The sequence below is a fragment of the Luteimonas sp. 3794 genome, assembly GCF_031456825.1.
GTDB lineage: Bacteria > Pseudomonadota > Gammaproteobacteria > Xanthomonadales > Xanthomonadaceae > Luteimonas.
In genome coordinates this window covers 269973-289836 of record NZ_JAVDVJ010000002.1, presented here as the reverse complement: position 1 = coordinate 289836, position 19864 = coordinate 269973, and the positions used below count along the sequence as shown (strand labels likewise).

17 protein-coding genes are annotated in these 19864 nt (G+C 67.6%); 13 read left to right on the top strand and 4 right to left on the bottom strand.

Annotation, left to right across the window (positions count from 1 at the left end; genetic code table 11):
• Position 1 precedes the first annotated feature (1 nt).
• The gene (locus J2X52_RS04940; RefSeq protein WP_310149581.1) at positions 2-1069 is read right to left on the bottom strand and encodes an alanine dehydrogenase; all 1068 of its coding nucleotides are present in this window, start codon (positions 1067-1069) and stop codon (positions 2-4) included.
• Positions 1070-1222: 153 nt separating this feature from the next.
• Between J2X52_RS04940 and trxB the strand changes: the two genes are divergently transcribed.
• The 6 genes from trxB to J2X52_RS04910 all read left to right on the top strand — a co-directional run bounded on the left by trxB (position 1223) and on the right by J2X52_RS04910 (position 7398).
• Complete coding sequence (gene trxB / locus J2X52_RS04935) at positions 1223-2188, top strand: thioredoxin-disulfide reductase (protein ID WP_310149579.1); 966 nt, start codon at positions 1223-1225, stop codon at positions 2186-2188.
• 24 nt (positions 2189-2212) lie between these two features.
• Positions 2213-3103, top strand: a complete 891-nt coding sequence (locus J2X52_RS04930) for a metallophosphoesterase (RefSeq protein ID WP_310149577.1) — start codon at positions 2213-2215, stop codon at positions 3101-3103.
• Complete coding sequence (locus J2X52_RS04925) at positions 3103-4239, top strand: GNAT family N-acetyltransferase (RefSeq protein ID WP_310149574.1); 1137 nt, start codon at positions 3103-3105, stop codon at positions 4237-4239. Before J2X52_RS04930 ends, J2X52_RS04925 begins: the two co-directional genes overlap by 1 nt.
• Positions 4236-4979 (top strand): leucyl/phenylalanyl-tRNA--protein transferase, encoded by a 744-nt coding sequence (gene aat, locus J2X52_RS04920; RefSeq protein ID WP_310149571.1) that lies wholly within the window; start codon positions 4236-4238, stop codon positions 4977-4979. The genes J2X52_RS04925 and aat overlap by 4 nt, the downstream gene beginning before the upstream one ends.
• A 122-nt stretch (positions 4980-5101) precedes the next feature.
• Complete coding sequence (gene infA / locus J2X52_RS04915) at positions 5102-5320, top strand: translation initiation factor IF-1 (protein WP_055248081.1); 219 nt, start codon at positions 5102-5104, stop codon at positions 5318-5320.
• A gap of 215 nt (positions 5321-5535) precedes the next feature.
• Positions 5536-7398, top strand: a complete 1863-nt coding sequence (locus J2X52_RS04910; protein WP_310149560.1) for a DUF885 domain-containing protein — start codon at positions 5536-5538, stop codon at positions 7396-7398.
• Between the two features lie 79 nt (positions 7399-7477).
• Here the strand turns inward: J2X52_RS04910 and clpA are convergent, their stop codons facing one another.
• Both clpA and clpS read right to left on the bottom strand, forming a co-directional pair.
• Positions 7478-9763, bottom strand: a complete 2286-nt coding sequence (gene clpA / locus J2X52_RS04905) for an ATP-dependent Clp protease ATP-binding subunit ClpA (RefSeq protein ID WP_310149557.1) — start codon at positions 9761-9763, stop codon at positions 7478-7480.
• Between the two features lie 81 nt (positions 9764-9844).
• A complete protein-coding gene (gene clpS, locus J2X52_RS04900) occupies positions 9845-10165 on the bottom strand; it encodes an ATP-dependent Clp protease adapter ClpS (RefSeq protein ID WP_310149555.1) in 321 nt (106 codons plus the stop codon).
• Between the two features lie 81 nt (positions 10166-10246).
• On the opposite strand from clpS, the gene J2X52_RS04895 reads away from it, so the two are divergent.
• The 6 genes from J2X52_RS04895 to J2X52_RS04870 all read left to right on the top strand — a co-directional run bounded on the left by J2X52_RS04895 (position 10247) and on the right by J2X52_RS04870 (position 14729).
• Positions 10247-10795, top strand: coding sequence for a hypothetical protein (locus J2X52_RS04895; protein WP_310149552.1), 549 nt, complete (start codon positions 10247-10249; stop codon positions 10793-10795).
• Complete coding sequence (locus J2X52_RS04890) at positions 10795-11274, top strand: NUDIX hydrolase (RefSeq protein WP_310149548.1); 480 nt, start codon at positions 10795-10797, stop codon at positions 11272-11274. Before J2X52_RS04895 ends, J2X52_RS04890 begins: the two co-directional genes overlap by 1 nt.
• On the top strand, positions 11271-12392 hold the full coding sequence (mnmA, locus tag J2X52_RS04885) for a tRNA 2-thiouridine(34) synthase MnmA (protein ID WP_310149545.1): 1122 nt from the start codon (positions 11271-11273) through the stop codon (positions 12390-12392). The genes J2X52_RS04890 and mnmA overlap by 4 nt, the downstream gene beginning before the upstream one ends.
• Positions 12392-12976 carry a high frequency lysogenization protein HflD gene (hflD, locus tag J2X52_RS04880; protein ID WP_310149542.1) on the top strand — a complete coding sequence of 195 codons (585 nt, stop codon included), beginning with the start codon at positions 12392-12394 and terminating at the stop codon, positions 12974-12976. The genes mnmA and hflD overlap by 1 nt, the downstream gene beginning before the upstream one ends.
• Positions 12977-13273: 297 nt before the next feature.
• The gene (locus J2X52_RS04875) at positions 13274-14467 is read left to right on the top strand and encodes a methyl-accepting chemotaxis protein (protein ID WP_310149539.1); all 1194 of its coding nucleotides are present in this window, start codon (positions 13274-13276) and stop codon (positions 14465-14467) included.
• Positions 14468-14540: 73 nt separating this feature from the next.
• A complete protein-coding gene (locus tag J2X52_RS04870; RefSeq protein ID WP_310149536.1) occupies positions 14541-14729 on the top strand; it encodes a hypothetical protein in 189 nt (62 codons plus the stop codon).
• Between the two features lie 885 nt (positions 14730-15614).
• Here the strand turns inward: J2X52_RS04870 and J2X52_RS04865 are convergent.
• On the bottom strand, positions 15615-18374 hold the full coding sequence (locus J2X52_RS04865) for an EAL domain-containing protein (RefSeq protein ID WP_310149534.1): 2760 nt from the start codon (positions 18372-18374) through the stop codon (positions 15615-15617).
• Between the two features lie 149 nt (positions 18375-18523).
• Here J2X52_RS04865 and J2X52_RS04860 point away from each other — a divergent pair, with 149 nt between their 5' ends.
• Complete coding sequence (locus J2X52_RS04860) at positions 18524-19858, top strand: ATP-binding protein (RefSeq protein ID WP_310149530.1); 1335 nt, start codon at positions 18524-18526, stop codon at positions 19856-19858.
• Positions 19859-19864 lie beyond the last annotated feature (6 nt).

Genomic DNA, 19864 nt, shown 5'->3' with positions numbered 1-19864 from the left:
GTCAAAGTTTCATGTCCTGCAGCGCAGGATGCACGAGCTTGCCGGCTTCGATGTTGATGCCGCGGACCAGGGGCTGACTGTCGCGCCACTGACCGGACGCCAGCTTGTTGACCCACGGCAGGATGGCCGCGCAGATCGCCTGCGAGGACGTCTGCGGGACGGCGCCGGGCATGTTGGTCACGCAGAAGTGGGTCACGCCCTCCTCCACATAGACCGGCTCTTTCCAGGTCGTCCCACGCGAGGTCTCGAAGCAGCCACCCTGGTCGATCGAGATGTCGACGAGCACGCTACCGTCCTCCATCGACTTGATCATCTCGCGGGTGACGACGTGCGGGGCGACCGCGCCGGTCACCAGCACCGCGCCGATCACCAGGTCTGCCGAGGCGACCTCGCGGGCGACCACGTCGTCGTAGGGATACAGCGCGGTGACGTTGTTGCCCAGACGCATCATCTGTTCCATGCGGTCGGCGCGCTTCTCGAACACCACGACATTGGAACCGCCGGCCGCGGCCAGCGCCGCAGAGGCCCCGCCCGCCACGCCCGCGCCGAACACCACAACCTTGCCGCGCTCGGTCGACGGCAGGCCGCCGAGCAGCTTGCCCTTGCCGCCCAGCGGCTGATGCAGGTAATGCGTGCCGACCTGCACCGCGATCTTGCCGGCGATCACCGACATCGGTGCCAGCAGCGGCAGTTCGCCGTTGTCGAGCTCGACGGTCTCGAACGCGATTCCGGTCAGGCCGATGTCGAGCAGGCGCTTCGTCAGCTCCGGCAGCGGCGCCAGATGCAGGTAACAGAACAGCAGATGGTCCTTGCGCAGCAGCGCCAGGTCGCCTTCGATCGGTTCCTTCACCTTGACGATCAGTTCGCCCTTCTCGTACAGCGCGGCCGCGTCCGGCGCGATCTTCACGCCCAGGCGGGTGTAGGCCTCGTCGCTGAAGCCCGACTTCAGGCCCGCGCCCTGCTGGACCCACACTTCGTGACCACGGTTGACCAGATCGCCTGCCGCTTCCGGCACCAGGGCCACGCGGCCTTCGAGGGTCTTGGTCTCACTGGGAATACCGATACGCATGTCGCCGACTCCTGCACAAAAAACGCCGCTTTCGGCGGCGTGTCGCGGATGGATTGTTCCGGTCGGCTGACGTTGCCGAACCTTGTTTTGCGGGGGGCGCACCGCCAAGCTATGGACCACGTCAGGCCGCAGTGCCGAAGCCCGCGAGTATACATGAGCGCTCCGAATACCAGCCCCCGCCACCTCCGTCTGCTGATCCTCGGATCCGGCCCCGCCGGCTGGACCGCGGCCGTCTACGCCGCCCGCGCCAACCTCAAGCCGGTGGTCATCACCGGCATGCAGATGGGCGGCCAGCTGATGACCACCACCGAGGTCGACAATTGGCCGGGCGATGCACACGGGCTGATGGGTCCGGACCTGATGGCGCGCATGCAGGCGCATGCCGAGCGCTTCGACACCGAGACCATCTTCGACCACATCCACACCGCGGATCTGTCGCAGCGCCCGTTCCGGCTCAAGGGCGACAGCGGCGAGTACACCGCCGACGCGATCATCATCGCCACCGGCGCGACCGCGAAGTACCTCGGCCTGCCGTCGGAAGAGGCGTTCAAGGGCCGGGGCGTGTCGGCCTGCGCCACCTGCGACGGGTTCTTCTACAAGGACCAGGACGTGGCCGTGGTCGGCGGCGGTAATACCGCGGTCGAGGAAGCGCTGTACCTGTCGAACATCGCCAGGACTGTGTATCTGGTCCATCGCCGCGACACGCTGCGCGCCGAGAAGATCATGCAGGACAAGCTCAACGCCAAGATCCAGGCCGGCAAGATCGTGCCGGTGTGGCACCACACCGTCGACGAGGTGCTCGGCAACGACGCCGGCGTGACCGGTCTGCGCCTGAAGTCGGTGCAGGACGACAGCACGCGCGAGATCGCGGTGCACGGTTTCTTCGTCGCAATCGGCCACACGCCCAACACCACGCTGTTCGAAGGCCAGCTGGCGATGAACAACGGCTACCTCGAGATCCGCTCGGGTATCGACGGCAATGCGACCTCGACGAATGTGCCGGGCGTGTTCGCCGCGGGCGACGTGACCGACCAGCATTATCGCCAGGCGATCACCTCGGCCGGCTTCGGCTGCATGGCCGCGCTCGACGCCGAACGCTTCCTCGACCAGCAGGGCTGAGTCCGCCGCGTCGACGGTCGGCGCATGGACAAGATCCTGCTCAAGCGGTGCCTGTTCTACGCAAGTTGGCTCGCGCTGCCTTTCGTCGCGTGGCTGCTCTGGCAGCTGCGTGAGCGGCGTCGACGCTCGCTGGCGCTTCTGCTGCTGGTTCCGAGCCTGACGTTTGCCTGGGCGCGCTTCATCGAGCCGCAGATGATCCGCGTGCAGGAAACGCGCATTGCGGGAACCCGCATCGAGGCGCGCATTGCGCTGATCAGCGACCTCCATCTCGGCGTATACAAGGACCGGGCGTTTCTCGACCGGGTGGTGGACCGGCTGTCCGCCTTGCAGGTCGACGCGGTCGCGATCGCCGGCGACTTTACCTACGAGCCGCAGGCGCATGCGCTTGAAACGTTGTTCGAGCCACTCGCGCGGCTGGAGATGCCGGTCTACGCAGTTCTGGGCAACCACGATCAGCAGGCGCCGGGGCCCGATATCGACGTCGCCCTGCGCGCAGCCTTGCAGGCGCACGGCGTGCGCGTGATCGAAGGCGACATCGTCGAGGCCGATGGCTATCGCTGGGCCGGACTCGGTGACCGCTGGGCCCGCCGGGACGATCCCGGCTTTCTGGAGCAGGCGCCGTCGGATCTGCCGACGCTCATGCTCACGCACAATCCGGACAGCGCGTCGCGGTTGTCGATGTCCGGGGCAACGCTGGTGCTGGCCGGCCACACCCACGGCGGTCAGATCCGGATCCCGGGGCTGTATCGCCACGCCATTCCCAGCGCACTCGGATTCGATCGGGGCGAAGGCTCGACCCCGGGTCGCGATGGCAGACCGGTGCGCGTGTTCACCACGGCAGGCATGGGCGAGGTGGGTCTGCCGCTGCGTCTGTTCAATCCGCCGGCCATCGACATACTGGAGCTGCAACCCTGATGCGTGCCGCGCCCGACATCCGGCTTCTCGAGTCGCTCGCAGCGTTGCCTGCGGCGCAGTGGGATGCCCTGCACGACGGCAATCCCTTCGTCAGCCACGCGTTCCTGGCGGGCCTCGAGCTGCACGGCTGTCTGCGCGCCGAATGGGGTTGGACCCCGCAGCATCTGACGTTGTGGGATGGCGACACACTGATCGCCGCTGCGCCGACCTACCGCAAGACCAACTCGCATGGCGAGTTCGTGTTCGACCATGCCTGGGCGCGCGCCTATGCGCAGTACGGGCACGACTATTTCCCGAAGCTTCTCGTCGCCTCGCCCTACTCGCCGGTGAGCGGCCCGCGCCTGTTGGCACGCGATGCGACCTCGCGGATCGCATTGCGCATCGCCCTCGAAAGCGCGACGCGCGATGCGGGCTGGTCGTCGGCGCACGTCAATTTCCACACCGAAGCCGAAGCGGATGCATTCGACGCCGACTGGCTGCCGCGCATCGACGTGCAGTACCACTGGCGCAATCCCGGCGACTGGTCGACGTTCGATGATTACCTCGGCGCGATGGATCACAAGCACCGCAAGAACATCCGCCAGGAGCGCGCCAAGGTCGCGCGTGCCGGCGTGAGCTTCCGCGTGCTGCACGGCGACGAGGCCAGCGACCACGACCTCGCGACGATGTACCGCTTCTATCTGCAGACCTTCGCCGAATACGGCAACTCGCCCGCGCTGACGCTGGATTTCCTGCGCCATCTCGCCGCGACGATGCCGCGCCAGCTGGTGCTGGTGCTGGCCGACCTGGGAGACGTGCCGGTCGCCGGCGCCCTGTGCCTGCGCGGCGGCGACACGCTCTACGGCCGCTACTGGGGCGCGATCGCCACCCTGCCCGGCCTGCATTTCGAGACCTGCTACTACCAGGGCATCGACTACTGCCTGCGCGAGGGCCTAAGCCACTTCGAGCCAGGCGCGCAGGGCGAGCACAAGCTCGCGCGTGGTTTCCTGCCGACGCTGGTGCACAGCCGTCACTGGATCGCCGATCCCGAGTTCCGGCGTGCGTTGCACGAGTGGTGCACGCAGGAGGCGCAGTCGATCCGCGGTTACGCCGCGACGCTCGCCGCCAGCAGCCCGTTCCGGAACGCAGCGCCGTGAGCCTGCACCTGCCGCGCCTCGGCGTGGCGCCGGATGCGCCGTTTCCGCCAGTCGACAGCGCACTGCGCCGTCCCGACGGTCTGCTCGCATTCGGTGGCGATCTATCGGTGACGCGCCTGCGCAATGCCTATCGCCATGGCGTGTTTCCGTGGTTTTCCGACGGGCAGCCGATCCTGTGGTGGTCGCCGGATCCGCGCACGGTGTTCGAGACCGCAGACCTGCGCCCCAACCGGCGCTTCGCCCGCACCTTGCGTGGCAGTGGCTGGATCCTGCGCGCCGACACCGCGTTCGCCGACGTCGTGACCGCCTGCGCACAGGCGCCGCGACCCGGTCAGGACGGCACCTGGATCACGGAGGCCATGCGCGATGCCTACCTCGCGCTGCACGCTGCGGGATTCGCCCACAGCGTGGAAGTGTTCGACGACACGGAGCTGGTCGGTGGCATCTACGGCGTCTCGATCGGCCGGATGTTCTTCGGCGAAAGCATGTTCAGCGCCCGCAGCGGCGCATCGAAGGCGGCACTGTTCGGTCTCGCGCGGCAGATGCGCAGCTGGGACATGCCGCTGATCGATGCCCAGGTCGGCAATCCGCATCTGGCGTCGCTGGGCGCTGCTAGATGGCCGCGTGAACGGTTCATCGAATCGGTCGATACGCTGGCCGAGGCGACGGTCCCGGTGGCCGGCCCGTGGACCTCCGCGTTCGGTGAGATCCCCGCCACCGCGCTCGACGCCCGGGACTGAATTCCACTGCGGGTGGTTTTGCATCGCATGCAGTCGCGTGCGACAATACCCCGCTTTGTTGGCGCGAGCTCGAAATCATTCGGGCCGCGCGCCGCATCCCTAACGACGGATATTCCAGACGAATGGCGAAAGACGACGTCATCGAGTTCGAAGGCGCGGTCTCCGAGACCCTCCCGAACACCATGTTCCGGGTAAAGCTCGAGAACGGCCACGAAATCATTGCGCACATCTCCGGACGGATGCGCAAGAACTACATCCGCATCCTGACCGGTGACCGGGTCAAGGTCGAAATGACGCCCTACGATCTGACCAAGGGCCGCATCACCTACCGCATGAAGTAATCGACGCAGACATTGCGACGATTGCAATTGGAAGGCAGCGCAGGCTGCCTTCTTGCGTTTGGGCGCTTCCATACGGGAGAGGCACAACCCGCGCCGCCGGGTCGCTGCGCTGCCCGTGGATTTTCGGTGCCCGTCGGGGTCTCTCACGATTCCGCCTCTGCCGTAGGCGAATCGATCGCGTAGGCTCGGTCCCCACGATCGACCGGATGCTTCCGATGCCCAGACTGCCCGCCATCACCGCGCTCGCACTTGCGCTCGCGTTCGCCCTGCCCGCTCACGCGCAGTCGGCGCCTGCCGTCCCTGCGCCCACGGCGATGACCCAGGCGCCGCCGGCCGCCGAGACCGTGCGCCTCAATGCCTGGCTCGACCAGCAGTACGAGACCTCGCTGCGCTTCAGCCCGATCGGGCTGACCTTCCTCGGCCGCAAGGACCTCTACGACCAGCTCGACGATGTCTCCGACGCTGCGATGGAACGGCAGCTGGCCTGGCAGCGCGCGAGCGTCGCCGAAATGGAGCGCAGCTTCGATGCCGACGCGCTCGATCTCGAGGGCAAGCTGTCCTATGAACTCTGGGCGCAGCAGGCGCGCGAGGCCGCCGAGCAGTTCGAATACCGTCGCAACGGCTACGCTTTCACCCAGATGATGGGGCCGCAGGCGATGCTGCCGACGCTGCTGATCAACTTCCACAAGGTCGACAGCGAGGCCGATTATCTCGCCTACGTCGCCCGTCTGCGTGCGTTGCCAACGATGTTCGACACCCTGCTCGCACACACGCAGGCCAGCGCCGACGCCGGCATCCGCGCACCGAAGTTCGCCTACACCGGCGTCATCACCCAGTCGCGCAACGTGATCACCGGTGCACCGTTCGCCGAGCGTGACGACACCGCGCTGTGGGCCGACCTGGTCAAGAAGGCCGACGCTTTGCGCGAGGCCGGCACGATCGATGCGGCGAAAGCCGACACGCTCAAGGCGCAGGCACGCGCGGCGCTGCTCGAATTCGTCGGCCCGGCCTACCAGAGGGTGATCGCTTGGCACGAAGGCGACCTCGCCAATGCGCTGGAGAATCCCGCAGGCGTCGGCACTACGCAGTCCAACGGCGAGGCGTATTACGCCTCGCAGCTGCGCCGCAATACCAGCACCGAGCTGACGCCTGAGCAGGTGCACGACATCGGTCTGCAGGATGTCGCACGCATCCACAGGGATCTGGAAGCGATCAAGGACGAGGTCGACTTCGACGGCGATCTCCAGGCCTTTTTCCGCTTCATCGCCACTGATCCGCAGTTCAAGTTCCCGAACACGGATGCGGGCCGCCAGGCCTACCTCGACGAATCCACGCGCCTGCTCGACAACATCAAGCAGCAGCTGCCGCAGTTCTACGGGCTGCTGCCGAAAGCCGATCTGGTCGTGCGCCGCGTCGAATCGTTCCGCGAAGAACCCGGCGCCGCGCAGCACTATTTTCCGAGCAGCCCCGACGGCAGCCGGCCCGGCATCTACTACGCGCACCTGTCCGACATGGACGCGATGCCGAAGCCGGAACTGGAAGTCATCGCGTATCACGAAGGCCTGCCCGGCCATCACATGCAGATCGCGATTGCACAGGAACTCACCGGTCTGCCGCAGTTCCGCACCCAGTATCAGACCACCGCATATTCGGAGGGCTGGGGCCTGTATTCGGAATGGCAGGCCAAGGAAATTCCGGGCACCTACGCCGACCCCTACTCGCGCTACGGCCAGCTGAGTTCCGAACTGTGGCGGGCGATCCGGCTGGTCGTCGACACCGGCATGCATGCCAAGGGCTGGACCGAGCAGCAGGCTGTGGACTACTTCAACGACAACAGCGGGTTTCCGGAAGCGACGATCCGCTCCGAAGTGCAGCGCTATCTGTCATGGCCGGGCCAGGCGACGGCCTACAAGATCGGCATGATCCGCATCCAGCAACTGCGCAGCAAAGCCGAAGCACGTCTCGGCGAGCGCTTCGATGTCCGCGGCTTCCACGATGCGGTGCTCGGCGGTGGTGCGCTGCCGCTGGATCTGCTCGAACGCCGTGTCGATGCGTGGGTGGAGGCGTCGACGCGCTGATTGCGTTCCAGGCCGGTGAACGAAGAAGGCGCCCTAGGGCGCCTTCTTCGTGCTGTAGGAGCGCGCTCCTACACGGTGCTCAGTCGACCGTGGCAGTGAGCAGTCGTTCCGGCTCCGCCCAGGTCTCGACGGTGAGTTCACCGTCCTGCACGTCGATCGACACCCGTCCGCCATTGGCCAGCTTGCCGAACAGCAGTTCGTCCGCCAGGCGACGCTTGACCTTGTCCTGGATGACGCGCGACATCGGACGCGCGCCCATCTGCGGATCGAAGCCGTGCTGGGCCAGCCAGTCGCGCGCAGCCGGCGTCGCCGACAACGACACGTTCTTCTCGTGCAGCAGGGCCTCCAGTTCGATCATGAACTTGTCGACCACCCGCAGGATGTGCTCGAAGCCCAGCGACTGGAACTGCACCACCGCATCCAGACGATTGCGGAATTCAGGCGTGAAGCTCTTGCGGATCACTTCCATCGCGTCACTGCTGTGGTCCTGGCGCATGAAGCCGATCGAACGGCGCGCGGCCTGGGTGGCACCGGCATTCGTCGTCATCACCAGGATCACGTTGCGGAAGTTCGCTTCGCGACCGTTGGTGTCGGTCAGCACGCCACGGTCCATCACCTGCAACAGGATGTTGAAGATGTCGGGGTGCGCCTTTTCCACTTCGTCGAGCAGCAGCACGCAGTGCGGCGTCTTGACGATCTTCTCGGTCAGCAGACCGCCCTGATCAAAACCGACATAGCCCGGCGGCGCGCCGATCAGGCGGCTCACCGAATGCGACTCCATGTACTCGGACATGTCGAAGCGCACGAGTTCGATGCCGAGCTGCAGCGCCAGCTGGCGCGTGACCTCGGTCTTGCCGACACCGGTCGGACCAGCGAACAGGAAATTGCCGATCGGCTTGTCTGGACTGCCGAGCCCTGAACGCGCGAGCTTGATCGCCGAGGTCAGCATCTCGATCGCCGGGTCCTGGCCGAAGATCACCATCTTGAGGTTGCGTTCCAGATGCTCGAGCACGTCCTTGTCGGTCGCGCTGACCTGCTTGGCCGGAATGCGCGCCATCTTGGCGACGATGGTCTCGACTTCCTCGACGTCGATCAGCGCCTTGCGCACGCCCTCTGGCAGCAGACGCTGGCGGGCGCCGGCCTCGTCGATGACGTCGATGGCCTTGTCAGGCAGCAGGCGGTCGGCGATGTGTTTGACCGACAGATCCACCGCAGCCTGCAGCGCGTCGTCGGCGTAGGTCACGTCGTGGTGCGCTTCGTAGCGGGGCTTGAGTCCCTGCAGGATCTGGTAGGTCTCGCTGACCGTCGGCTCGACGATGTCGATCTTCTGGAAACGACGCGCCAACGCGCGGTCCTTTTCGAAGATGCCACGGTATTCCTGGAACGTGGTCGAACCGATGCAGCGCAGTTCGCCCGACGACAGCGCCGGCTTGATCAGGTTCGAGGCATCCATCGTGCCACCCGATGCCGAACCGGCGCCGATGATGGTGTGGATCTCGTCGATGAACAGGATCGCGCCAGGATGCTTTTTGATCGCTGCCAGCACCGCTTTGAGGCGCTTTTCAAAATCGCCGCGATACTTGGTGCCGGCAACCAGCGCGCCCAGATCGAGCGAAAAGATCGTCGCATCGGCCAGTACCTCGGGCACTTCGCCGTCGACGATGCGCTTGGCCAGACCCTCGGCAATGGCGGTCTTGCCCACACCGGCTTCGCCAACGTAGAGCGGATTGTTCTTGCGGCGGCGGCACAGGACCTGGATCGTGCGCTCGACTTCCTCGGCGCGTCCAACCAACGGGTCGATCCGGCCTTCCTGCGCGGCGGCATTGAGATCGCTGGCGAATTCGGCCAGCGCGTCGCCCTTACCCTCGCCTTCCGCGCCTTCGGGGCGACCCAGGGCGGGATCTTCCTGCACGCCTTCGCCCTCTTCGCCACCACTCTTGGCGATGCCGTGCGAGAGGTAGTTGACGACGTCCAGCCGACTCACGTCCTGCTGGTTGAGGTAGTAGACCGCATGCGAATCCTTCTCGCCGAAGATCGCGACCAACACGTTGGCGCCGGTGACTTCCTTCTTGCCCGAGGACTGCACGTGGTACACCGCGCGTTGCAGCACGCGCTGGAACCCGAGCGTGGGCTGGGTATCGCGGGTGTCGTCTTCCGCCAGTTTGGTGACCGACGTCAGGATGGCCTGTTCGAGATCGCCGCGCAGACGCTCGAATTCCGCGCCGGTGGCCTTGAGTACGGCCTCGGCAGACGGGTTTTCGAGCAGCGACAACAGCAGGTGTTCGACCGTCATGTACTCGTCGCGGGCCTCGCGGGCGCGCTTGTAGCACTGGCCGATCGTGAACTCGAGATCTTTGCTGAACATGGGGCGGACGCCTCCGGCTTCACTGACACCCTAGATGGGGCCCGATTCCGGCAAACAAACCCTGCCCCCGTTGGCCTCTACTTAGGCCTTTTCCATCGTGCAGAGCAAGGGGTGCAGATTGAGCCGTGCGTATTCGTTCACCTGTGCGACCTTCGACTCCGCCACTTCCCGACTGTAGACACCGCACACGCCCCTGCCCCGGGTATGCACATGCAGCATGACCTGGGTGGCGCGTTCGAGGTCCAGCGCGAAGAACCGCACCAGGATCTCGACCACGAAGTCCATCGGTGTGTAGTCGTCGTTGAGCAACAGCACCGAATACAGCGGCGGCGGCGCCACTTCGGGCTTGCTGGCTTCGGCCACGGTGCCGTGGTGGTGTTCGTGCTGGTGTTTTCGACTCATGCGGCAATTATAGAGTCCGGCGCGAATGGACGGGTCCCGGCACCCCCTTCAGAATGCGCCATCCCATCCAGGTGTCGCGCCATGTTGAACCGCCCTCCCCGCTCCGTGTCCGTGCCGCTGGCTGCCCTTGCGCTGGCGATGGCGGCATCGGTGTCTGCGCAGACGCCTGCGCCGTCGTCCCGCGACGGTGTCGTGCCCGCGCAGTCGACAGCTTCGCCTGAAGGTGATGCCTCGGTGCGCACGCGGCTCGAGGCCGAGTCGCTGGGCTACGAAGTCGACGTGGATGGCGACTTCCGGATCCTGGTCGGCTGGCAGCAGGAAAACCGCTCGCAGCTCACCTTCGTGTCCGGCCGGACCCATTCGCTCGGGACCGGCGCCGTCCGCGAAGTGTTCTCCGCGGCCGCGCGGGTGCCGGCGGGCGGCTTCAGCGCCGAGCAGGCAAACCTGCTGCTGCGCGACAGCCAGACCAATGTGCTGGGCGCCTGGGAGATCGACGGGGACGTGCTGTTCTATGTGATCAAGGTCTACGACGACGCCGACAGTGCGCGCCTGCGAGAGGCGGTGGACATGGCCGCACAGACTGCCGACGACATGGAAATCCAACTCTCGGGCGGCCGGGACGAACTGTGATGGCGTATCGGCAGGGGCGGTTCTGGCAACCCGACGTCACCGTGGCGACCGTCGTGCTCGACGCGGGCCGTGTGCTGTGCGTGGAGGAGCGTGTCGACGGCCGCCTGGTGCTGAACCAGCCCGCCGGCCATCTGGAGCCGGACGAGTCGCTGGTCGAAGCTGCGCTGCGCGAGACTGTGGAAGAAACCGGCTGGACGGTCGCCCTGACCGGTTTCGTCGGTGCCTACCAGTGGAAGTCGCCGCCGCGCGCGGGCGAGACGGACGGCCGCCATTTCCTGCGTTTCGCCTTCGTCGCGACGCCGGTGTCGCACGACCCGGACCGCAGGCTCGACGACGGCATCGCGCAAGCGCTGTGGATGACGCCCGAAGCACTGCGCCAGGCACAGGCGCGCCATCGCAGCCCACTGGTCTGGCAGGCGGTGGCGGACTGTCTGTCCGGCCAGCGTCATTCGCTGTCACTGCTCCAGCACATCGCATGAGCACGCCGGAGGTCATCGTCGGCATGTCCGGGGGTGTGGATTCCTCGGTTGCCGCGCTGCTGCTCCGCGACGCGGGCACGCCGCTGGCCGGGCTGTTCATGCAGAACTGGGCCGAGGACGGCAGCGGTGACTGCCGGGCCGAGGATGATCGCCGCGATGCGGTCGCCGTCTCGGGCAGGTTGGGGCTGCCGATCCATTTTCGTGACTTCTCCGGCGAGTACTGGGCCGGTGTGTTCGAACATTTCATCGCCGAATACGCCGCGGGGCGAACGCCCAATCCCGACGTGCTGTGCAACCGCGAGATCAAGTTCAAGCACTTTCTCGATGCGGCCCGCGATCTGGGCGCTTTGAGGATCGCGACCGGGCATTACGCGCGCGTCGACTTCGAAGCCGGCCGCTGGCGCCTGCTGCGCGCGTGTGATCGCAACAAGGACCAGAGCTACTTCCTGCACCAGCTCGGCCAGGCGCAACTCGCCGCCACCCTGTTTCCGCTCGGCGAACTTCCCAAGACCGATGTGCGCGCCCTCGCCCGCGCCGCCGGCCTGCCGACCGCGGAGAAGAAGGACTCGACCGGCATCTGCTTCATCGGCGAACGCGATTTCCGCACGTTCCTGGGCCAGTACCTGCCCGCGCGCGCGGGTGAGATGCGCACGCCCGACGGACACCGCGTGGGCACGCATCCCGGCGTCTTCTATTTCACCCTCGGTCAGCGCGAAGGCCTGCAGATCGGTGGTGTGCGCGGTTTCGACGCGGCGCCCTGGTATGTGGTGGGCAAGGATGTGGGCGACAATGTGCTCTTCGTCGCCCAGGGTGCCGACACGCCGTACCTGCTGTCGTCGCATCTGACGAGCGAACCCGCACACTGGATCGCCGGCGACCCGCCGGCGCAGCGCTTCCGCTGCACCGCCCAGACCCGTTATCGGCAACACGAGGAATTCTGCGAAGTGACCATCGACGCGAACACCGGCCAGCTCGACGTGCGGTTCGACCGCCCCCAGCGTGCGGTCACGCCCGGACAGTCCGTGGTGCTCTACGACGGCGATGTCTGCCTCGGCGGCGCAGTCATTGCGCGTACCGACGCGCCGCTGGAACTGCGCGCACGGGGGGTGGCGGCATGATGGAAGAACGGGTCCTCGCCCTCGCCGGCATGGCGCAGGCGCTCAAGCAGGTCCGCCGCATCGCCGAAACCGGCCAGGCCGACGCCGCGGTGCTGTCGACCGCGCTCGACAGCGTGTTCCGCATCGATGCCACGTCACCTGCCGATGTCTACGGCGGCCGCGAGGCGGTGGTGCCCGGCCTGATGCTGCTACGCGACTACTTCGGCAACCAGGGCAGCGATCCGCTGCTGCCCAAGCTCGGTTTGGCTGTCGTGCAGCTCGAGCGCCGCTTCATCCACGACAGCGCCGTCAGCGGCGAGGTCCACCACGGCATTCTTGAGATCAAGCCCAAGGCCGAAGCACTGGGCCACACCCATCCCGAGGTGCTCTCCGCGCTCGGCGCCCTGTATGCGGACACGGTCAGCCATCTGCGCCCGAAGGTGATGGTTCAGGGCAATCCGCACTATCTCGGACAGGCCCACGTGGTCGCCGAAATCCGCGCGGTGTTGCTCGCATCGCTGCGGTCGGCGGTGCTGTGGCGGCAGATGGGCGGCAGCCTGTGGGATTTCCTGCTGCGTCGACAGCAGATGCTCAAGCAGATCTGACGCCTTTCAGCCAGCTGCCTACGAAGCGGCGCCGCGGCGGCTGCGGCCTCCTCGGGCCGAGCGATGGGTGCCCCAGCGGGATGCGCCGCCCGCGCTGCCTGTGTCACACACGTCTGTCCGGACGCGCAACTACCGTCTTCATTCAGCGTTGCGCGCTATGCGGCGCGAGGCGTGGATCCACGCCTCGCACCGGGCGCGCGGGCAGCGGCGCAGGAGGCCGATGATCACGTACGGCGCGCTAAAGCCGCGCGGCCCTGTGCCGATACCGGAAACGTGAGTAATCCCCTGAGAGCGCCCATGTACGCACGCATCCTGATCCGCCTCGCCGCGCCGCTCGCGCTGACCCTGCTGCTGCCGGTGGCGACCGTCCTCGACTGGCCCGCTCCGGCGCGCTGGGCGATCCTGATCACCCTGACCGCCAGCTGGCTGGTAACCGCGTTTCTGCTGGTGCGGCGCGAGGGCCGTCCCGGTCCCGAGCACGCCCGTGCAATGAAGGAACAGGACGAGTTGCTGAGCGACCTGCGCCAGTTCGTCGGCACCGAGATCGAAGGCTCGCGTGTCGAAGTCGAGCGGGCCCGTGAGCTGATCCGCCAGGCGGTCAGTGGTCTGGGCAGCAGCTTCGACGCCATGAACCGCAAGTCCCGGCAGCAGGCCCAGGCGATGAGCCGTCTGCTCGATCGCACCGGCGACCAGGACGGGATGGGCGGCGCCGACGTGGCCCGCTTCGCCCAGCACGCCAGCCAGCGGATGGAGCAGCTGGTAGAAGCGCTGGAACAGGTCAGCGGCCAGAGTGGCGTCACCGTCACCCATATCGATGAAATGGCCGGACACCTGGACGGGATCTTCGCCCTGCTCGAAGACGTCAAGTCGATCGCCGACCAGACCAATCTGCTGGCCCTCAACGCCGCGATCGAAGCCGCCCGGGCGGGTGAAGCCGGACGCGGGTTCGCGGTGGTGGCCGACGAGGTGCGCAACCTGTCGGAGCGCTCGACCGCGTTCAACGAACAGATCCGCAAGCTCGCACATTCGTCGAAGGAGTCGATCGCCAAGGTGCGTGACACGGTGTCGGGCATGGCGTCCCGCGACCTGGACCGTTCCCGCGAGGCACGCTCCGAAGCAGCCGGCATGCTGGAACAGGTGGCCTCGATCAATCGTTCGCTCGGCGACGGCATGCGCGAGATCTCCGAGTGCGGCAAGGCAATCGATGCCAGCGTCACCGACGCGGTGCGCGCCCTGCAGTTCGAGGACATCGCGACCCAGGCCCTGGGCGGCGTGCATACGCACCTCGAGCGCCTGAACGCGATCAACCGCGAGGCGATCGACCTGCAGGACCTGCTGCGTCGCAATGGCGGCGTCTTCAACGAGGAACTGATGCATGCCCTGCAGCGCATCGGCCAGCGTCTGCGCGAGCTGCGCAACACTTGGGAGCGTCCCCCGCACAAGGCCGTGACCCAGGATTCGATGGGCGCCGGCACCGTCGAACTCTTCTGACCGGCCGAACTTCTTGGACCGAGCCCCCACTCGCGACACCCCGCACGCCCCGGCCCCGTCCGGGGCCTCTGCGTTGCTGACGCTTGAACCCTCTTCGGTTACCCGGATCGGTGGCGATCTGCTCGACCGGCTCGAGGCCGCAGCGCGGCAGGAACTGAACGCGCTGCTGGCGGCTGCCGCTTCGCCCGCTGCGGCCGGGCACGTCGACCCGCTCGATCCGGTGGAATCCGTCATTGCCTGGGATCTGGCGGCCGGGTTCTGATCCATCCCCTGCGATTCGCTGGGCCGCCGTTGCGCGGCACGCCCGACACAGATGCCTGCGGCAATCCCACAGGGCGCGATACGCCCGTCGGCCCGGGGACGCGAGCGCGAGGTCGACGACCACGCGGCGGGGGCGTGCTGCACGCGTCACCCAACACTGCGCACGACACATCAGGACCCCGGCGCTGGGCACCGCCGATCTGCTCGACCTGAGACCATCAGTCGAACGCTGACTTGACGCGTCGATACCGCCTTGCCGGGTCCCGGCACCTGGGCCCTCGAGCGACGCACGTGGGCGGAGCAACGAGCGCTCGCCTCGCAGCGCACTGCCCGGTCGTTGGGCGCACCTTGCGCACAGGCGCAGGCAGGCGGCTGCCACGTGCACATGTCGCCGCACGCCGTGCCGACATCCATTCGATTCACGCTCCAGGCTGCAGCCTGTTCGCGGCGGCGGCGCCGTGCTCGCAGCGCGGCGTGCAGGCGGTGTGCTGCACGCGGCAGCGTCCGCACTGCGTCGCGCGAATGCCGGGATCTTCAGGGCAGGCCCGCGTCGCCGATTCGATACAAGGCCTGACGGCAGCCGTGTGCTTACAACGGCAAAAAGACGTCCATCGCCGAATTCCTTGCACGGTGTCCAGGGTCTCGCAGACTGCGAGCCGCATATCGAACATGCGCTTTTGTTGCCCGCGCCAATGCGTCACCGGGCGCCGCAGGCGTCGCAATGCGTGCCGGGCCGATATGTCGATGCGGCATAGGGGGTGGCATCGCTGCAGTCGAGATGCACGATGTGGCGCGGCCATGCGCCGGGCGGCGCGTCACCGCGAATGCGGAGAGACGCCGCGGCAGGTCGATCCGCGTCCACGCCCGGGGGCGTGGACGGTGTACTTCAGGCCAGCGCCAGCCGATGCTCGGCCATGCCCTGGGCCTGGTCCTGCAGCCAGCGCACCATCTCGCGCGGCGGCAACGGGCGGGAGTAGAGATATCCCTGCACCTCGTCGCAGCCGTACTCGCGCAGGAGTTCTTCGTCCGCGCTCGATTCCACGCCTTCGGCCAGCACCTGCATGCGCAGTGCCTTGCCGAGCTGGATGATCGCGCGGGTGACGGCGACTGCGCGCCCGGTGCCGTCCGCGCTGGCCAGATCGGCGATGAAGCTGCGATCGATCTTCAGCCGGCCCACGGGGAACCGGCTGAGGTAGCTCAGGCTGGAGAAGCCGGTGCCGAAATCGTCGATCGACAGGCCCACGCCGGCGCTCTGCAGCACATCGAAGCAGGCCCAGAGCGCATCGGTGTCGAGCAGCAGGGCCGATTCGGTGATCTCCAGCTCCAGCCACATCGCCGGCCAGCCGGTGTCCGCACAGGCCTGCAGCACGCGCTGGGCGAAGCCCGGATCACGCAGCTGTACCGCCGAGACGTTCACCGACATGCGGCCGAACTCGAGCCCGGCCGCCTTCCACGCCGCCGCCTGGCGACAGGCCTCGCGCACGACCCATTCGCCGATGGCGACGATGTCACCGGTGGCCTCGGCGATCTCGATGAACTCGTCGGGCGCACAGCTGCCCAGTTCGGGGTGATGCCAGCGCAGCAGCGCTTCGATGCCGCAGACCGAATGGCGCGACAGATCGATCAGGGGCTGGTAAGCCAGCGAGAATTCTTCGTGTTCGAGCGCACCGCGCAGCGCGTGCTCGATGTCCAGCCGCCGACGTGCACGCCGCCAGGCATCCGGGCTGTAGAACTCCAAGTGGTTGCGACCCTGCTGGCGTGCCCCGTGCAGGGCCACACCTGCGGCGCGCAGCAGTTCGTCGAAGCCGACGCCCGGCGGGCGCACGGCGATGCCGGCGCTCACGCCGAAGCGCAGGATTTCCCCCGCCGCGGGCACCGGATCCGACAGGCCGGCGACGATCCGCTGCGCGGTGGCGGCGACATCGTCGCGTCCCGTGCCCTGCTGCAGCAGCACTACGAACTCGTCCGCACCGACGCGACCGAACAGGTCGCCGGCATCGACCAGCATGTGCAGCCGCGCGGCGACCGCCTTGAGCACGATGTCGCCTGCTGCATGGCCGTGCGCTTCATTGATGCCGCCGAAACCGGAGATGTCGAGCAGCAGCAGCGCTTGGTACAGGGTGCCGCCAGCGGCGAGCGCGGTATCCACGTCCTGGCGCAGGCGGGCGCGGTTGGGCAGTCCGGTCAGGGCGTCGAAATGCGCCAGGCGCTCGATCCGCTCACTGGCAGCGCGTTCGCCGGAGATATCCCGGAACAGTACGAGATAGCGCGGCGGCAGCCCGCCCTCACGGGTGAAGTCGACCACCGCCTGGGTCCAGATCTGCTCGCCGTCCGGACGGTAGAAACACAGTTCAAGCGTCTCGGGCGGCGCGCCGGCGGCCACGCGGCTCATCCCGGCTTCCAGCGCTTCGCGCGACTCGGTGGTGTAGTGGCGCAGCAGATCCTGCAGCGGCAGCGATTCGCCCTCGCGCCCGTGCAGGCCGGCGCATTCGCCGGTCCAGTGCAACGTGCGGGTCTCGGCATCGATCTCGCAGCCACCGATGCGTCCGAGTTCGGCGACGCGGCGCAGGAGCGCGCTGCGTCGATGGATTTCCGCATCCAGGCGCCGTTGCCGGGTGACGTCCTGCACCTGGGCGACGATACGCGCCGGGCCACCGTCGGCAGACTCCTGCAGCGACGCCCACACCTGCAGATGGACGGGACCATCGACGCCGTCGGCGAGCAGTTCGAAATGGCGTTGCGAGCCGCGGTCGCGCAGATCGCGCCAGGCGCGGCGTACGATCGGATGGTTGTCGGCGCGGCCGCAGCGACGCAGCCAGGCGCGGATGCCGGCGCCGTCGGCTAGGCCCAGGCGCTCGCGCAGGGCGGCGGCGCACCAGACCCGTCCGGTGCCCAGATCCCAGCACCAGCTGGCCATGCCGGCCAGCCGCTGGGTGTCTTCGACCAGACCGCGCTGTTCGCGCAGGGTCTGTTCAAGGCGTTTCTGATTGTCGATGCAGGTCAGGGTGCCGGCGACCTTCGACGGTCGTCCCTGCGCATCGCGCGCGGTGACCCGACCGCTGTCGCGCACCCAGCGCCACGCGCCATCAGCGCGCGCGCAGCGGTATTCGCACAGGTACTGGCTGCCCTCGCCCTCGAGATAGCGGTGGAGCGCGGCGCGCATCGCGACGCGGTCATCGGGATGGATGCGCGACTCGATCGCCTCGAACGGGAGCGGCGCATCGCGGCCGGGCGTTCCCACCCAGTCAATCCACGCGCCGGAGCCCCGCATCTGGTCGTGGCGCAGGTCCCAGACCCAGAGGGCATGACCACCGGATTCGGCGGCTTCGAGCCAATCATCCAGGTCCTCGGAGAGCCGGATGCTCAGCGAGAAGGCGATCGGCGCACCGCCATCGATCTTCACCGTCCGCAGCAGGCCGCGCAGCGGCATGCCGGTGTCCGGCAGTTCGCAGGGCAGTTCCGGTTCGCCGTCGAGCAGCCGCGCGTAGAGACCGGCGAGCGAGGCAGCGTGGCGTTCGACCAGGCGATCGAGGCCGCGCCGGCGTGCGGCGGGGTTGGCCACCAGACAGCGGCCGCCCCGATCGAGCAGCAGCACGCCATCCGATACCGGATGATCGATGAGGCTGGAGATGAGGCCGGATTCCATCGCGCTGTTTATGCTCCGTGATCTGCATGCCCCGCCGTCGGAACCGACGCAGGGCATCCCATGTGTTAGCGGCGCCTCCGGCCTGAAGTTGAGCCGCGCCCGACGATGCGGAGTAGACTGCCCCGACTCGCATGGAAGGAGTCGCCGGTATGTCGACCCGACAGCCCAACGTCGAGATCTCGCGTCGCGTTGGGGCCACCTCCGGGCGCCGGCCCTCCGGGTTGCGTTGGCAGGTGCCACTCGCCCATCTGATCCTCGTGCTGGCGTCGCTGGCGATCGCGGCAGCGGCCTGGCCAGGCGCCGCGCCGTCCGACACGCCTCGGGCGTGGGGGTCGGCGCTCGGTTTGGCGCTGGTGGGCACGGGCGCACTCTTTGTCTGGCTGCACATCGCGGTGCCGCGTTTGACGGCCCGCTCGCTGCACCCCGATCGATGCGACGCTCCGTCTGCCCGGGCCCGCGAACTGCGGGAGCTCATGCGGCTGCTGCCCGATGGCGTGCTGCTGGTGGTGGACGATCGCATCGCCTATGCCAATCCCGCCTGCGAGCTTCTGTTCGGTCACCCGCCGGGCGCGCTGGCGGGCATGGTGGCGACGGATCTGGTCAGCGAGGACGCGCGCGCGGCCTTCCATGCGTGGTTGCAGTCACCAGGCGCGGGCGCCGACGCGCCGCCGACCACGCCGCGCATGTGCCGCCGCGACGGATCCGGCTTTCATGGCGCACTGACTGCGGCGCGGACACGACACGAGGACCGGCCCTGCACCCTGCTGGTGGTGCGCGATCTGACCGAAGCCGAACGCATGCGTGACGCGCTCGCCGCAGGCAACCGGGAGCTGCAGGCGCTCGCTGCGCGCGTGTTCACGCTGCAGGAAGACGAGCGCCGCGCGATCTCGCGCGAACTGCACGACGACATCGGGCAGTCCGTCACAGCGATGAAGATGGCCGCAAGTTCGGCCCTCGACGAGTCAGATGCCCAGCGCCGCCGCGACGATCTGGAAGATATCCTCGTCCTCGCCGATGCGACGCTCGAACGGTTGCGCGACATCTCGATCCTGCTCCGGCCGCCCCAGCTCGACGCCCTGGGACTGGAGGCGGCCTTGCGCTGGCATGCCGAGCGCCTGCTGCGCAATGCAGGCATCACCGCGGACCTCGGTATCGATGCGCTGCCCATGCGTCCGGATGCGACGGTCGAGCAGGCCTGCTTCCGCATCGCCCAGGAGGCGCTCACCAACGTGGTCCGGCATGCAGGCGCGCAGCGGGTGTCGCTGCGCCTGCACGACGACGGCGCAGGCCTGCATCTGTGCGTCCATGACGACGGCGCAGGTTTCGCCCCCGAGGGCGCGCGTGGCCTGGGCCTGGTGATCATGCGCGAGCGCGCGCAAGGGGTCGGCGGCCGCCTCGATCTGACATCGACGCCGGGCAGCGGCACGCGCATCGAGGCGTGGTTCCCGTATGCACCGCAGCCCAGCCACGGCCACGCCGGGTGAAGCCGC

What these genes read in the sequence shown, in the direction of transcription:
- mnmA (WP_310149545.1), top strand. Translation starts at nt 11,271, where the DNA reads ATGAGCACGCCGGAGGTCATCGTCGGCATGTCCGGGGGTGTGGATTCC.
- J2X52_RS04925 (WP_310149574.1), top strand. Translation starts at nt 3,103, where the DNA reads ATGCGTGCCGCGCCCGACATCCGGCTTCTCGAGTCGCTCGCAGCGTTG.
- J2X52_RS04875 (WP_310149539.1), top strand. Translation starts at nt 13,274, where the DNA reads ATGTACGCACGCATCCTGATCCGCCTCGCCGCGCCGCTCGCGCTGACC.
- J2X52_RS04940 (WP_310149581.1), bottom strand. Translation starts at nt 1,069, where the DNA reads ATGCGTATCGGTATTCCCAGTGAGACCAAGACCCTCGAAGGCCGCGTG.
- J2X52_RS04930 (WP_310149577.1), top strand. Translation starts at nt 2,213, where the DNA reads ATGGACAAGATCCTGCTCAAGCGGTGCCTGTTCTACGCAAGTTGGCTC.
- J2X52_RS04895 (WP_310149552.1), top strand. Translation starts at nt 10,247, where the DNA reads ATGTTGAACCGCCCTCCCCGCTCCGTGTCCGTGCCGCTGGCTGCCCTT.
- infA (WP_055248081.1), top strand. Translation starts at nt 5,102, where the DNA reads ATGGCGAAAGACGACGTCATCGAGTTCGAAGGCGCGGTCTCCGAGACC.
- J2X52_RS04860 (WP_310149530.1), top strand. Translation starts at nt 18,524, where the DNA reads ATGTCGACCCGACAGCCCAACGTCGAGATCTCGCGTCGCGTTGGGGCC.
- clpS (WP_310149555.1), bottom strand. Translation starts at nt 10,165, where the DNA reads ATGAGTCGAAAACACCAGCACGAACACCACCACGGCACCGTGGCCGAA.
- hflD (WP_310149542.1), top strand. Translation starts at nt 12,392, where the DNA reads ATGGAAGAACGGGTCCTCGCCCTCGCCGGCATGGCGCAGGCGCTCAAG.
- trxB (WP_310149579.1), top strand. Translation starts at nt 1,223, where the DNA reads ATGAGCGCTCCGAATACCAGCCCCCGCCACCTCCGTCTGCTGATCCTC.
- clpA (WP_310149557.1), bottom strand. Translation starts at nt 9,763, where the DNA reads ATGTTCAGCAAAGATCTCGAGTTCACGATCGGCCAGTGCTACAAGCGC.
- J2X52_RS04890 (WP_310149548.1), top strand. Translation starts at nt 10,795, where the DNA reads ATGGCGTATCGGCAGGGGCGGTTCTGGCAACCCGACGTCACCGTGGCG.
- J2X52_RS04910 (WP_310149560.1), top strand. Translation starts at nt 5,536, where the DNA reads ATGCCCAGACTGCCCGCCATCACCGCGCTCGCACTTGCGCTCGCGTTC.
- J2X52_RS04865 (WP_310149534.1), bottom strand. Translation starts at nt 18,374, where the DNA reads ATGGAATCCGGCCTCATCTCCAGCCTCATCGATCATCCGGTATCGGAT.